This is a genomic window from Enterococcus sp. AZ196 (assembly GCF_050498845.1).
Taxonomy (GTDB): Bacteria; Bacillota; Bacilli; order Lactobacillales; family Enterococcaceae; genus Enterococcus_A; species Enterococcus_A murrayae.
On record NZ_JBIPAM010000001.1, the window covers coordinates 3,102,309 to 3,117,953 of the forward strand.

Genomic DNA, 15,645 nt, shown 5'->3' on the forward strand with positions numbered 1-15,645 from the left:
GGACAGAAAGGAGGACAGACCGTGCGCAAGAAAATCAAAGAAAAGGCAATAGTCGCAGTTCTTCTTCCAATCTTCTTTCTACTGGTAGCCACATTTTCCGTCTACCAGTGGAATCCATTGAAGGCAGATGACCATAACACTCATTTGGTTGATGTAAAAGTCAATGGAAAAAAAGTCGATGAAAATTATTCAGTCACTGAGCCGGCCATTCTTCTAGAAATGAGTTCTAAAAAAAGACAAGTATTGAGATTTTTGGAATCAGATAACTATGGAGTGAGCTTTATCAATGATAAGAATGAGTTTATTCCTGCTAAAAAGGTTTCGAAGGATAAACTCACTTATTATACTAATTTAATCGAATCTGCTCAAGAGAATATTGAAAGTACAGAGACAACTGAACAAATATCAACTTCAAATAGTAAGACTAGTTCATCACAAGAAGCTGAGAGAATCGAGAGTCATTTGTTTTATGTTGAGGAAAAAGGAAAGAATGTTTATTGTCTATTATTGGAAAAAGAACAAAAAATTCAATTAAGTATCTCTAATAAGACGAACAAAAAGCTTACAAATGTTGCACTAGAAGTACCCAAGACAAAAGAACAACAAATACTTTTTAGTTTTAATCAGAAAAAGGAGAATGTAGATTCTTCCAAAGTATTAGAAAAAATAGCGGACTCTTCTGAAAGCAAAGAAACTAGCAACAGTTTTGATAAAGATAAAACGACAATAGAAAAGAATTCATCTTCAAGCAATGTAAAACCGGCGACAGCCACTAGTAGTGAGGGAAAAGAAACATCTAAACAAGCAGAAAATAGAACGAAAAAAAAATCAAAGTCTATAAAGCAAACGAAAGAAGAAACAGAACGTGACTTAGTCATTGATCAGTTATTAAAAAAAGATTACGAAGAGAAAGATTCTTTTAAAGCAATTGAATTACCAATAAAAACAGCAAATGCAAAAGAAGAAAAAAATACTTCATCACCAATTTCGGTAACAGGAATAAAAATGAACATAAAAGATGGAACAGATGAATTTGATGAAGGAAATGATAATCCTGGATACGACTCAGGTTCCAGCAATTATAGAGTACGATCCTTTGATTCTATAAGTTATGCGGTAGCCTTTTCATTGGAAGCAAACGATCCAACTACTACCTATTCAAACATAAAATATCGGGTCGAAATGAATCTGCCTAATGCGTATTCTTTAGATTCATCTGGAAAACAACGGTTTAATGCCGAAGTTGTTGACAGTGAACATGGAAAATTGATTGATACTTCAGATAATACAAAGGAGTCCATAGGATTTAGTGAGTCAACTATTAAAGGTGTGGGAAATTACGCGATTATGGTTCCGATGATTGTAAATGTTTATGGAGCTCAACATAATACGATAATTAATCCTGCGATGAAAATCACAATTATCAGTGCTCAAAATGATAAAACCGGCAAAACCGAAGAAATGAATCTCACATATGATAAAGCAGATATGCCTGAATTGAATTTGGATAAGATTACAGTATCTGCCAAATCTTCTGTTAAACCTACTTTAATAAAAGGAAATAGAGTTTTAATTAGTGATTTTGCATCAAAAGCAACAGGAAATGATAGATGGGATGCGGTAGGTATTGGGATGACATTGGGGTTGAAATCTATTTCTGGAAGAGATCCCTCAGATTTTAGAGGGGCAACCTTCCCAAATGGAAAAATAGAAGTAGAAATAGGATCAGATACCGTTTATCAAGAAACGATAGGTGGAACCCCAATTTCTGTTCCAACTTCAGAAACTGCGAGTCTTACAACGCACACTAGACCGGTTTGGGCATTAGCTTCTACTGTTGCGACATCTGAAAAAACTGGATGGACCCAAAATTTACTTTTCGATAACACTTTCAATTTTACGGATGAATTTCCAAGAATTCCTGTTCCCAATGGTAAGACTGAAGAAATCCACGTAGTAGAGCCGAGCGTAGAAGAAAGGCAAAAAATCGGAGTTTACGATACTGGAAAAGTTGATGTAAAAAATGATGGACTTTCTATAAAAGTTGCTAATTCTGAATATGCGCCAATTTATAACCCATATACCTACAATTTAATATCCGGTACAAAGACAAATAATAATGAAAAGATATTCTCAAGTTCGATGATGGTTGTCCAGTGGACACGGCAGTATCTTCAAAATAAGACTAAAGGCGGAATTTTAAGTACAGATCTTAAAATTAAAAAAATTAGGTATGAAGATCAAGATTATTCAGATAATTCGGTTGTTACTATTTCTGATATAACGATACCGAGAGGAAGCTACACACAAGTAGCAACTTTTGTCAGAGATCCTGGAGGATTAGATTACTCGGGATTAAGTAGTACAAATTCCTGGGCAAATACTAATGGTGATGCAACAGTCGGCCAAGGAGAAGCTAAGATATTTGTTGGTGGTGCAAGTATTGTAAATCAAGCTATTGCTAAACAAGTTCAGACGATTATTCGTTGGAATGCCAATTCATTTGAATATGATATGGATAGAAGCCTTTATTCTCAAGGTTCAGCGTCTGGATTATTTATCAAAAATAAAACACGATATGGAGTTGGAAAAAGTTCAAGAAACCATCCCAACTTAACTATAAGTGAGAAAACGGCAGTGGAAGGTCAATATGATTGGTACACCTCACCAGAAGAAGCCATTGCTCATGGGAAAATATCTGCCGTAAAATTTGTGAATAATAAGCTTAATGAAACTTACTCAATCTGGCAAGGAGTACCAGTGAAAGTTATTGGTATAGCAGGTGACAAAGACAAATATGGAAATTCAACTGCTGCTCTATCTAATACTTATTGGTATGACTCTTTCCAAAATTTGGTAGGAAAACACCCAAACTCGGATACCTATAAAGGATTTACTCCATCTACTTTTGATTCTGAAGGAAATATGTTGAAACAGCAAAGTGATTTAAATGGGGATAGTATTTTCATCAAGTCGTTTAAGATACAAACTACAACAACTCCAGATAAACCAACATATAAAACAAATGAAAATGTGAAATGGAAAGTTGAGGGTAATTTATTAACTGAGGGAAAAGTTGATTACGGAGTCAAATTAACAACCACTTTACCAAAGGGACTTAAGTATAGCGTTGGTTCGTCAGTAGATAGTCGAGGAGACCCCCTACCAGAAGAACCAGATGTTGTTGAGAATGATAATGGAACGACGACTCTAATTTGGAATTTTAGCAATGTTAATCCAAGTAATGGGGACACAGTTGAGATTATTTTTGAAACATTGCCTTCTTTACGGGATTTAACTTTTAATAATCAGTCTTTAGCAAACGTTAGAGTAAAAACAGTAGGTGAAATGTGGGTTCAAAGCGATTCTAGTCAGAGGGACACATCCAGAGAGGTACAAAGAAGCTCAGCTGGCCAGGTTCAACTCTATCAGATCCAACAAATAGTTCTAACTAAAGAAGTAAATAAAAGTTTGATTGAGGTAGGAGAGAAGGACGATGCTGATTTAGCAGCATCAAGTGATATTACTTATAAAATTACGTTGGAAAATTACAGTTCTGACAAACTTTCTAAAGTGAATGTTTTGGATGTACTACCTTATAATGGCGATTCATTTGGTTCAAACTTTGACGGTTCATATACTGTCAAGAATATCAAAATTGTTGAAGGTAGTGGAACGATTAACTATACAACGGATGCAGCGTCTGAGAAAACGGATCCCAATGACGTTTACGGCTGGGGATTATATGTTCCAGGAAATTCGGAACCTGCAATAATTAAGAATGCTAAGGGATTCTTAGTTTCAACTGAAGAATTAAGTATTGGAGATAAGTTGGCTTTCGAAGTCACAATCTCAGTACAAGGACAAAAAACAGCAAATATCTATAGAAATCGAGCTACCTTTAACAGTCATCTTAAACTTCCGGTAAATAGTAATATTGTTCAAACTCAAGTATTGAGCCGAGATTTAACAGGATATGTCTGGTATGACGATAACTATAACGGGGTAATCGAGTCGAATGAGGATCCTGTTGGTGATATTTCAGTGAAACTTTATAGGACAAGCCTAGTAAATAGTAGTTATGAAAAACAGTTAGTTAAGGAGAGCCTGACTGGTCAAAAATTTGTTGATGGTTCAGGGAATTCATTGATCAAAACTAAAACGACTGGACAGGATAAGGGAAAATATCAATTTCCAGATCTTCCTGAAGGGGAGTATCTCGCTGAGTTTATGGTGGGTGATATAGTTGTTACGAAAAAAATTGCTATTGTGACCAAACAGTTAGTTGGCAGCGATCCAAAATTAAACTCTAAAGCCGATCCAGATACCTTCAAAACACCTGAATACAATCACCCAGTATTGAAGGATTTACCAACATTACTAACGGGAACGGATAAGGTTCATCATGTGACTGATGTCAACGCTGGGCTGACCCGTCTATCAAAGATCAAGCTCTTCAAGTATGAGGAAGGTACTGTAATTGATACGAACGGCGATGGAAAATTAAGCGATGCAGAGATTGAAGCAAGTAGCACTAATGCCTTAAAAGGTGCGGAATTTCAATTATATAAAGGGGACAGCGATAATCCTGATCCAGCAGATAAGATTGGTGATCCGGTTAAAACTGACAGCGATGGTTGGTTAGAATTCAGCAGTCTGCCACCAGGAGATTACACCATTATTGAAACCAAAGCGCCAGATGGATTTGAATTATTGAAGGATCCAATCAAAGTCACAGTCCCAACGTATAACCATATCGCCATCGTTCATGTCCCAGATAAGGGCCAAACGGAACTACCATTTACTGGTGGAACCAAAGCCATGAGATTCATTCTGATTGGAGCCGCAAGTCTATTGGTAATTGGCATGACTGGTGTCTTCCTGCATTTTCGACCAATCAAAGGAAGGGGAGGAAAATAAAATGAAAAAGCTACGTCGTTTGTTGTTCTGTTTGTTTATTTTCTTCCCGAGCTTTGGTGGGGTGTTGTCTGCTCATGCCGAAGCAGACAACACTGAAACTGCAGGAAATACTGGATACAGCATTTTTATCCAAAAATATAAGATTGTTGATTTTGCCAAGATTGCCGATACGATGCCCTTAGATGGGACAAAAGCTGATCAAGTCAAGGATGCGGATGGAAAGAATCTGGATCCTTTGGCAGGAATGTCTTATGAGATTACTCGTGTAACGCCGATTCAAGGCGGCGCAGGATTTGAACCTGTACAAGGAGATGGCGCATTCCATACCACCGTGACTACGGATGAAAAAGGTCTAGCGCATGCGGGAAATTTGGTTCAGGGGATGTACCAGATTGTTGAAAAGGAACACGCACAGTTAAAAGACGTGATGGAACCTGTTGTCGTCGAGCTGCCGTTTCCTCAACAGACGGGGGAACCCTTGAATGAAGTCTATATCTATCCGAAATCCAGTGTCTTAGGGGATACCCCTAAATTACCTGTGACCAAAGGACCGGACGGTACTCCGATCGAAGTAGATGAAAAAGGGGAAATCAAGAAGCTGCCGCAAACCAGTGGAAACATTGGCACGGCGCAAGTATTGATGTGGATACTCGCGATGATCATTGCCATGGGCGGTGTCGGAATGTTCAGTATCTATCGTAAGAAAGATGTTTTTTAAGAATTCATTTTGTGCATCATCAGTGAAGAAAGAATCTTGGATGCGTACCCTTTAGTGTCCTTGATTCTTTCTTTCAAATTGTCAAACCCTATTGGAAAGAAGGACTCGTCATGAAGAAACGAAACAAGCCAAAACGAAAACATTCCTTTTTAAAGATTTTCGCGATCCTGATGATCGTTGGCGGTGTTTTGACGCTTCTTTACCCCATTGTAGGGAATTATTTAGCCAATCGTGAGCGGAGTCAGGCGGTATCTGAGTACGACGACACGATGAAAAAGATGTCGCAAAAAGAAAAAGACGAACAGTGGGCCTTAGCTAAAGCCTATAACAAGTACATCTATAACAAGCAAGAAGGATTACCGAAGGGTGATCCAGTGGTTTATAACAAAATCATGAAACAAGGGGATGTCATGGGAACCGTCGATATTCCCGCGATTGATATCAAACAAATGCCTTTTTTTCACGGCACGTCATTCAAAACATTGGAGAAGGGCTTGGGGCATTTTGAACCTACCTCGATCCCAATCGGTGGGAAAAATACTCACTCAGTTATTACGGGACACAGTGGGGTCAAGAACCAGGTGCTCTTTACCGATATTCGAAATTTAAAAGAAGGCGATTTGTTTTTTATCAATATTTTAGGCAAACGCTTGGCGTATGAGATCGATTCCTTTGAAGAGATTTTGCCAAGTGATGTCGATAAGGTCAAGATTCATAAAGGCAAGGACAAAGCCACCTTATTGACCTGTACGCCACCGGGGATCAATACGTTCCGACTGTTAGTCACCGGGCATCGGGTAGATTACAAAACGGCTGTTCAACGGAAAGTCAAGAAACGCAATACGTGGAGCTATCAAAATATCGTCTTGGCCACCTTGGGACTGAATGTCGCGATCTTCGCCTTACTCATGGGCTTGTATCGTCGCTTCATCAAACGATTCCGATCGGAGGATCCGATCATTGCGGCTAAGGCACGAAAGAATTTGAAACGATTATTCCTAGTTACGAAAACGCTCTTCATCCTTTTGTTTGTGACAATGACGGCGGTACTTGTCACCGCCATCTACGGGTATCTCCACATGGAAGAAGAACCGGCGTCTGCCGCAGTCAATATCGGGCCTCGGGAAGAACTGAGTGCTTACAATATCGATAAAATCAACGAAGCGAACTATGGCGAGAAACAAATCGCCAGTGTGAAAATTTCAGATTACGCGAAAGCAAAATCGGTCGTCCAGAACACAACGAATAACTGGGGGATTGGAAAAATTGTCATTCCAGATGTGTCGATCGATCTTCCGATTCTAGCAGGGATGGCGAATGAAAATCTGTTAACCGGAGCGGCGACCTACCGCTCCGACCAACAGTTAGGCCGCGGAAATTATGTCGCACTGGCGCATAATATATTCGACAAAGACGTGTTGTTGCATCGTATCCAGGATTTAAAGAAGGGACAGCTGATTTATGCGACGGACTTTAAGCAAGTGTATGTCTATGAGGTGTCTTTGAACAAGATCATCGAAGAGACCGAGGTGTCCTATGTGGAAAAGGAGCCGAAGAATGGGATCGCGAAGCTGACCCTCTTACGATGTGAAGGGGATATCGGAACGATCTATCGGCGTCTTGTTCAAGGAGACCTCAAGAGTGTACAACCTTTACATGGTGCTGAGGAGGATCTTTTCCAACAAATGAAGCTTAAGCGAAATGAAGGAGAGATCGATGGCACTCTGATAAAAAAGGATCCGGTGTCTAAACCTGAGCGGGTAAGCATGACGTTGGCTGCGAAGATCATTTCTGACCCGATGCAGACGGTAGTGCCCTTATTTTTACTCTTCTTATTACCGATTTTATTCTTTAGTTTGATTTAGAAAGGAACCCATGTATGAAAAAGATAGTATTAGGCACTTGTGGGCTGCTCGTCTTTATTGGTGGCTTAGTTAGCATACGCAGCGGATCATTAAAGGCGGGAGAGCTGACCAACGATTCCTCTTTAATAGTAGAAACAGGAACCGTAGAAAGTGCGGTCACTGTTCCAGAGAGCAGTGAAGCACCTGTAACTGAAGCAATCGTGCCAGAAGTCGTTGAGGAAGTTCCCGTTGCAGAACCCGAAGTTCCTGTAGCGGAGTCGTCAGAAATGCCAGAATCGTCTGTTCCATCAGAACCAGCACCTCCGGCAACGTCGGAATCGGTGCCGACTGAGAGTAGTACAACAGTACCTTCGACCGGGACGAGCTCGACAGCGCCCTCTTCTAGTAGTACATCAAGTTCGACGAAGCCTTCAACGAGTTCGTCTACTTCAAGTACCACAAAACCGAGCAGTACAACACCAAGTAGTACGAAGCCCAGCCAAACGAAGCCGAGTGCGTCAACACCAAGCAGTTCGGTACCAGTGCAGTCCTCGACTAGTCAAAGACAAGAGGAACCAAAGCAACCAGTCATACCAGCGCCAACACCTGTTGTGCCAAGTACACCTGCCGCGGCAGCTCCGGTGACACCAAATACGACAAGTGTTCAAGCCAATTCATTTGTCGCACCGACTGCACCAGAGGCCTTTTCGCAGACGAGTGCCTTGAAGCTGCCAAGTGAGCTGAAAACGACGGAAGTCGCTCAATCAGATTTGAAGGGCTTCGAGCTACCGTTACTTCGCAGCTTTGAAAATAAAAACCATGCGGCAGTGATTTATGAAGGCATTAAAAAGCTTGGAGTAGAACAGGAAGAGGATTACAACGCTGAGCAACTAGCGACGGATGTATACCATGATTTATTTGAAAAAGAGAGTACTGGGACACCAAAAGAACTGCCGGAAGAAATCAGTGTGGGTAGTTTGTTGTACCAGAAGAAAAAAGATAAAACGACGTTGCTGGGAATCTACATCGGGGATGACTATTATTTAACGGTTGATGATGTAGAAATTGAGGAAGATGCTGAAAAGACATCCGATACAAATGGGAGTAAATCAGACGAAACTTCGAATAAAAAATCAGAAGAAACACAGCGTCAAGTAGTAGTGGAATCTATTGATTTAGATGAAGACCTATTAATTAAGGAATTGCCCGAAGCATCATTGACTGAATATGGTGAACAGGTCCTTGCGGAATATCCAGCGTCCATGAACTTCACTGAAAACGATAGTGCGAAAAACTTCATTGAAACGGTTGGCGAAGATGCTCGCAAGTTGGGACAAGACTACGATGTTTTTGCCTCTGTGATGATCGCTCAAGCGTTATTGGAAAGCGGCTCCGGAACAAGTAGTTTGTCGTTAGCGCCTAACTACAATCTGTTCGGAATTAAAGGAACCTATCAAGGTCAGTCCGTTTCAATGGCAACACAGGAAGATCGCGGTAATGGGGATCTATATTCCATCAATTCAGCGTTTCGTAAATATCCAAATTACGCGGCATCCTTAGGGGATTATGTGGAACTACTGCGTGGGGGGATTTCTGGAAATGCTGGGTATTATCAACAAGCATGGCGTTCTGAAGCGAAAAATTATTTGCGCACAACGAACGTATTGACCGGGACTTATGCGACTGACACGAGCTATGGACAAAAATTAAACTCGATTATTGCCTTATATCATCTAACACAATACGATCAACCGAAAACAGAAGGAACAACATCAGGAGTTTTTATTAAAGGAAAGGAAGAAATTCCAGAAGAATATCGTTCTATGATGAAATATCCTGATTACAACGGAGTGGATTACAACAGTTCAGGCTCCTACCCAGTTGGTCAATGTACATGGTATGCCTTCAACCGTGTGAATCAATTAGGAAAAACCGTCGATGATTACATGGGCAACGGTGGCCAGTGGGCAACCAAAGGTAAAGCTTTAGGTTATGAGGTCAGCCAGAAACCGAAGGCTGGATGGTTGATTTCCTTCAAGCCAGGGGTCGCTGGATCAGATCCGCGATATGGACATGTGGCTTTTGTGGAAGTCGTTCGACCTGAGGGCATCTTGATTTCAGAAGGTAATGTCTATGGCGGTACAGTAATTTCCTATCGAGTGATCGATACTGCCTTGGCGACATCTGATCAAGTTTCATATATCAAAGCAAAATAAGACAAGTTCAGTTTAGCAGCTTTACTTCTTGCTTCAGTAAGTTAACAAACGTTAGTCGTAGCTAATTATTAATGTACGGAAAGATAAGCGACTTAAGAGTAAGACAGATTTTTCCATAGAAAATTTATTTATTAACACAAAAAAAGGAGCACCGTAACTTATGGCAACTGTTCGCTCACGTCAAATAAAAAAAGAAGACCATCCGCCGCAACGATCGATCGCAAAGAGTCTAGTTCTCACTATTCTCACTCTTTTATTGCTGGTTGTCCTGTTCATTTCAGGACAACTCGTGCGCAGAGAGTATAGTTTTCACCCAATTTCAGGAACTTCTATGAGTCCGACGTTGACGGAAAAGGACATGGTTTTAGTGAAGAGACGAAATCCGATTCACCGATACGATGTAATTGCTTTTTCTGTCAAAGGAGAGGATGGAAAATTTGTGAAGCGCGTAATTGGGATGCCAGGAGACACCATGTTCATCCGCAACGATCGAATGGTCTTGAGTATAGGTGAGCAGGGGGATTTTGAAACGACGTATACCTTTCAATTATCTCCAGCAGTTGCTGAAAAATTTCAAGACTTAACGAAGATTCCTAAAGGGTTATACTTCACGACCGGCGACCATATTGATGTATCAAAAGACAGTCGAACATTCGGCTTTGTCGATAAAAAAGAAATCGAGGGGACTGTTCAGTTCCATCTTCCATCAGTGATCAGAAAGTAGGCGAATAGTGAATGAATAAGAAAAACCTGCTAGAGGTGAAGGAATGACGATCATACTAGGAATAATCAGTGCTGGGTTCGTTATTTTAGCTATTATTTTTGTTCTTATCCGACTACTCTTTGATTTACGATTCGCCGCAATTCAAAAGGAACCGGATCAATCACCCTTGTTTCGCCGAAAGGTTAACTACCTGAGAAAGCTTGAACAAGCGAGACACATTCGTTACTTACTACTCATCTGTTTGATGACTGGGCTTGGATTGATGCTCTTTATTGGCTCGTTTTTATTCTTAGCGGAGGATCATCAAAAATTAAAAAGTAAAAATGCTCAATTAGAGGACCGTATCAAAGGGATGGAATATCAACAGGAACAGCTTATATTAAGCATTCCATTGAAAAACTATCCGGATGAAGGAATCGGACTCAAAGCGCATGAATGGAATAAATTAACTACGGAAACTAAAGATTCTAAGCTTCAGAGTCAAATGGAAGCAACGATTTCCCAACAAACGATGCCTTATTTTGGTTCTATTGAGACGAGCGTTTCGTTGTCAGAACCGAAAACGATGTCTCTTCAATTGAAAGGCAGAGCAGATGATGAGGCAAGTAAAGAAACGATCCAAAAAAATATTGATCGTTTTGCGAAGGAAGCGGAAGGCATTTCCGAGCTGACCAATATTCATGTTCGGATGATTACGTCCGTTGGTAAGGAGAAAAAGGTTGTCTACTGTGTGAATTATTCTCGCGAGAACAGCGAGGGTGTTTTCAATAAAAAAAATGTATCTGAGCAGAATCTAAAGAATGACGGTGGGAAAGGCTAATGGCAGAGAATAAGAAAAAACGAAAATGGCTGTCAACGAATGCGTTGAAGGAGTTTATTAACGATATTACCGAAGAAGAGTTGAGTGCAGAAGAGCTGTACAGCGAAACTAAAAATAACTCCGAGACTTCTAGAATGATGGATGAGGAAGAAAACTTTATTCAGGAACAAGAAGGCCTTATCAATCTGAAAATGGATGAGGAATCTGAAAGCAAAATTGTTGTTCCACCAGCAGGGCTAGAAATTCAGGGAAATCCAGAAGAACTGGCCATGTATAAAAAGGAGACCGAATCTCGTATTCAGGAGCTAGAAATAGAGAATGATGAATTGAAAGGGAAATTAGAATTCGAACGCATTCGACTAGAAGATGAGTTAAAAGAACGAGATAGGGATTGGAAAAGAAAGTTTGCCGAAATAGATGAAGAGAAGAAAGAAACAAAATTAACAGTCCAGCAGCTTCAGCAGCAGTTAAATGAAAAACAAAGAGAGTTAATTGATACAGACGAACGTGCTCAAAAAGAAAACGCGGAAAGAGAAGCAGCATCAGTAAAACTGAAAGAAGTAACTAAACAGCTTGAGGAATACCAAAAGAATTACCTAGACGCGCAAGAAGAGAATAAGAAAAAAGAAGAAAAATTAGCTCAGATTAAAGCAGATCATAAAGAAGAAATCAATCAATTTAATCAGTTGAAAAAGCAATACAACGAGTTGGAACAAGATTATCAGCAATTACATACCATTAATCAAAAGAATGAAACAAAGGTAAATGAGCTTCAAGAAGAAAATGATACATTGCTAGAGTTGCTTGATGAGAAAGAACAAGAAACCGAAGCCGAACTGACAAGTCTCAGGGAAGAGAATGCCAAATACCGACAGACGATTCAGCAGTTAAAGGAACAAGTTGCTCAAAAGCTTAAAAATGCATTGGAGGAATCACACATGGATGTTGGGGAACAAGGACAATTACCAGAAGAACAAATTCAAGAAGAAACCATTGAAGATATCGATCAGCTCGCAGCTGAAAAAGAAGCACTCAACAGTGCCTTGTTTGACGCCCATGAAGAGATTGCGAAGCTGGAAGAGAAGACGAGTAATTTGGATCAGTTAGAGGCTGAAAAAGAACGGCTGGCAAGTCGTTTAGCAGATGCTCAAATCGAACTAAGTAAGTTAAAAGAACAAAAAGCCAATGAAGAAAGTCTTGAATTGATTCAAGCTAAGAAACAAGTCGATGAGCTGATGGAAAAAAATGAACAGCTTAAAAAGGAAGTCATTCAGTCACAGCAGGAAATCGGTGAGGTCCTGATTTCAGCGAAAAAACAAGCGAATAGAACGATTGAAGAAGCACAGACGGAAGCGAAACATCTTATCAGTTCGGCAGAATTGGAATTAGAAAATATCAGTAACCGAGCGAGAAAAATCTTGATCGAAGTCTCCGAATCAAGAAAAAATGTCCTTTCTATCTATGATGATTTGGAATTCAAGGTAGAGGCACTTTCCAACGGAACACTGTTGAAGGAGATAAAGAAAAATAAACAAGATCAGAATCGCTCCGAATATTTTGATACAACACGAAACTAAACAAAAGCAATAGTTGACTAAGTCGAAGAAAAGGAGATAAGCATATTTTGATCATAAACTGGATTAGTGTAGGGTTGGTCATTTTAGTATTCATTGTTTGGTTTCGCCGAATGGTTATAAAAGTACAATTACAGCGACTAAATCCACCAACGGATACATCACCATCATTTCAGCGAAAGCTGGAGTTTGTCAAGCAGACTGAACAAGAAAAGCATGTATCCGCTTTGCTCTATCTAACAATTTTTTTGGCAATGGGTCTCCTACTGACCACTTATGGATTGTTTAAGATGGAAGAACAGGTATATATAATGTCGGAACGAAGCAATCAGCTAAAGGATGAGCTTTATACATTGAAAAAGGAACAAAGGCAAATTGTTACGAAATTACCGATAAAAGAATATCCCAAAAAAGGAATTGGATTGAAGAAATATCCATGGGATGAATTATTTTCAAAAGAAAATCGTGAGAAGCAATACGAGATAGAGAGTGATTTGTCGACGAAGGTGAGTTCTTACTTCGGGCTTTCTACCACATTGATCGTATTGGATATCCCAACTCAGACACTGAATATCGCTTTAGCGGGTGACTCTGGCAGTGAAGAAAATCGTCAGCAAATAAAGGATAACATCAAGGCATTTGCTAAAGAAGCAAAAGATGTATCGAAGTTAACCCAGATTACGTTCCAGATGAACTTGATGAATGACAAAAATAAGAAAAAAACGTATAGTTGTACATTTTCTCGTGAGAAAGCGGACGAAGATTTTTCATTGATCCAAGAAGATGAGTAAAGAAAGAGGAGAGGGAGTTACTATGAACGCACAACAAAAGAAAAATGGTTGGTTTTTCAATAAGAATATTATTGATGAGATTAATTCTGTTCCAGAAGAAGACATTCTATTTGAGGAAGAGCCGAACACTCTACCGGAAAAATATTCAAAAAAGCAACTTGATGAAATTGCCGAGTTGAAACGTTTGAACAGTGAGAAAGATGATCTTCTGAATAAGCTGACAAAAGAAAGTACATTAGAGAATCAGCGTTTGATGAAAGAAAACGAGAAATATAAGCAGGCATTAATTAGAACTGGCGAAGAAAAAGCCGAAAATCGTCGTCAGGTTCAAGACTTAGAGGCTGAAGTTCGACGAAATAGACAAGAAATTCAGAGTTTGCAAGACAATAAAGAGTCACGATATTTGAAGGAACAACTAGAAGAAGCAGAAAAAAAAGTTTCATCCTTACAGACATCATTGAAAAGTTATCAGACCTTAGAAAATGAGCTGCAAGAGGCCAAACAGCAAATTCACAAATTCACTAGAGACCAAAAAGATGCCGATCTTCAATATCACGAAGCTATCCAGAAAATCGAACGAGAAATGGAGAGTGTAGTGAATGAACTTCAGGAAAAAGAAGAACAGGTCGCTCAACTGGATCAATTAATCGTGCATAAGGACCAACTAATTTTAGAAAAAGAAGAGCTCGTTCAGCAATTGATCGAAGAGCAGAAACGTAAAGACTCTGTAATTGAGAGTGAACTTATTTCGCAATTGCAGCACCAAATCGCAAAATTAGAAAATGAAAATGAAGCGTTGAAGCAAGAAGCTACGCATTCCCAACATGAAATTGGGGAAGTTTTGATTTCCGCTCGGCGTCAAGCTAACCGGATGGTAGAAAAAGCTAAATTAGATGCTCAACGAATTGTCAAAGATTCTGAAGTAGAACTTCAAACAATTTATGATCGAGCCAAAGAAATTTCATGTGAAGTAGATGAGTCTCGCCAAACAATTATGAGTATCTATGAAGAGTTGAAGAGTCGTGTGGATCAATTGGCACAAAGTAATCTCCCAGATATAGAAGAATTTAAGGGGCGTTACGAATACCCAAAAGTCTCTGTGATCTCACGAAAAGAGTATAAATAAGCTATTGAAAGAGCAAAATAATAATTATTTAGGTAGGGGAGATTACTATGAATCAAGTCTTGATTCTGACTAGAAATGTTTTAGCTGAACAAGAAATTCAACGAAAGCTGCAGGCATTGAATTATGAGGTTTATTGTTCTTCAAAAATTTTTGAAACATGTAGCCAACAACTGGATGCAAGAGAGTTCTTTAATCTTTTCCAATATGTCATTTTAAGTGAAACAATTTGTGAGGGAGAAGTAATAGAACTCATACCGATCTTAAAGAATTACCCTGTCCTTATTATTCGAAAAGTAGAATCAAATGTGACAGAAGCAGATCAACAATATTTAGAATTTGAACAACTCAATGCGATTATTTCTTCAGGAGACTCTGTTGATGAATTACGCGAATGCTTGTATAACCTGAAGAAAAACAGAAATCTAACGGAAGGTACCCAACAGAATAGCAATGTTGTTCAACTGTCAGGCAAAGTTTCACTAATTGGATCAAATTATCTTCAAGATACAGGCAGATACACTGAATCCAATCGCCGTATTATTGAGACGCTGCATCGATTATCCCAAACTGAATCAAAAATTTTATCGATTTTAATCGAAGCAGGAAATCAAATTGTTACTCGAGAAGAAATTTGTCACAAAATCTGGAAAGAAGATGTGACTAAATCACATTTGGCTTCTCTTTCCAGCACGGTAACACGAATTAAAATGAAATTTGAGCAAGCGAATTTAGAGAAAATCGCTATCCATACATTGTGGGGTAAAGGATATAGAATTAATCAGAATTTACTTAAGCATATTCAAACGGATGAACTTTACAAAAGCATTGTTTCAAATGGATAGGTTTTAAGAAAGTGTACAAATGATGATCTTATCCTCTTTTGAGGTTAGATAAATAATTATAGAATAAAGG

10 protein-coding genes are annotated in these 15,645 nt (G+C 39.2%); all 10 read left to right on the forward strand.

The features are described 5' to 3' along the window. The first annotated feature begins 21 nt into the window (after positions 1-21). The 10 genes from IGI67_RS14945 to IGI67_RS14990 all read left to right on the forward strand — a co-directional run bounded on the left by IGI67_RS14945 (position 22) and on the right by IGI67_RS14990 (position 15,575). Complete coding sequence (locus IGI67_RS14945; protein ID WP_429958209.1) at positions 22-4,920, forward strand: SpaA isopeptide-forming pilin-related protein; 4,899 nt, start codon at positions 22-24, stop codon at positions 4,918-4,920. 1 nt (position 4,921) lies between these two features. Then, complete coding sequence (locus IGI67_RS14950; protein ID WP_429958210.1) at positions 4,922-5,638, forward strand: pilin N-terminal domain-containing protein; 717 nt, start codon at positions 4,922-4,924, stop codon at positions 5,636-5,638. Between the two features lie 110 nt (positions 5,639-5,748). After that, positions 5,749-7,503: a class C sortase gene (locus IGI67_RS14955; RefSeq protein WP_429958211.1), complete on the forward strand. Its 1,755-nt coding sequence runs from the start codon at positions 5,749-5,751 to the stop codon at positions 7,501-7,503. 14 nt (positions 7,504-7,517) lie between these two features. Next, a complete protein-coding gene (locus IGI67_RS14960) occupies positions 7,518-9,698 on the forward strand; it encodes a glucosaminidase domain-containing protein (protein ID WP_429958212.1) in 2,181 nt (726 codons plus the stop codon). Positions 9,699-9,858: 160 nt separating this feature from the next. Further along, positions 9,859-10,422 carry a signal peptidase I gene (gene lepB, locus IGI67_RS14965; RefSeq protein WP_429958213.1) on the forward strand — a complete coding sequence of 188 codons (564 nt, stop codon included), beginning with the start codon at positions 9,859-9,861 and terminating at the stop codon, positions 10,420-10,422. 43 nt (positions 10,423-10,465) lie between these two features. Next, positions 10,466-11,242, forward strand: a complete 777-nt coding sequence (locus IGI67_RS14970; protein WP_429958214.1) for a hypothetical protein — start codon at positions 10,466-10,468, stop codon at positions 11,240-11,242. After that, positions 11,242-12,819, forward strand: coding sequence for a hypothetical protein (locus IGI67_RS14975; protein WP_429958215.1), 1,578 nt, complete (start codon positions 11,242-11,244; stop codon positions 12,817-12,819). Before IGI67_RS14970 ends, IGI67_RS14975 begins: the two co-directional genes overlap by 1 nt. Positions 12,820-12,866: 47 nt before the next feature. Continuing rightward, the gene (locus IGI67_RS14980; protein ID WP_429958216.1) at positions 12,867-13,607 is read left to right on the forward strand and encodes a hypothetical protein; all 741 of its coding nucleotides are present in this window, start codon (positions 12,867-12,869) and stop codon (positions 13,605-13,607) included. 22 nt (positions 13,608-13,629) lie between these two features. Continuing rightward, the gene (locus IGI67_RS14985) at positions 13,630-14,733 is read left to right on the forward strand and encodes a hypothetical protein (protein WP_429958217.1); all 1,104 of its coding nucleotides are present in this window, start codon (positions 13,630-13,632) and stop codon (positions 14,731-14,733) included. 47 nt (positions 14,734-14,780) lie between these two features. Further along, on the forward strand, positions 14,781-15,575 hold the full coding sequence (locus IGI67_RS14990) for a helix-turn-helix domain-containing protein (RefSeq protein ID WP_207109978.1): 795 nt from the start codon (positions 14,781-14,783) through the stop codon (positions 15,573-15,575). The last annotated feature ends 70 nt before the right edge of the window (positions 15,576-15,645 follow it).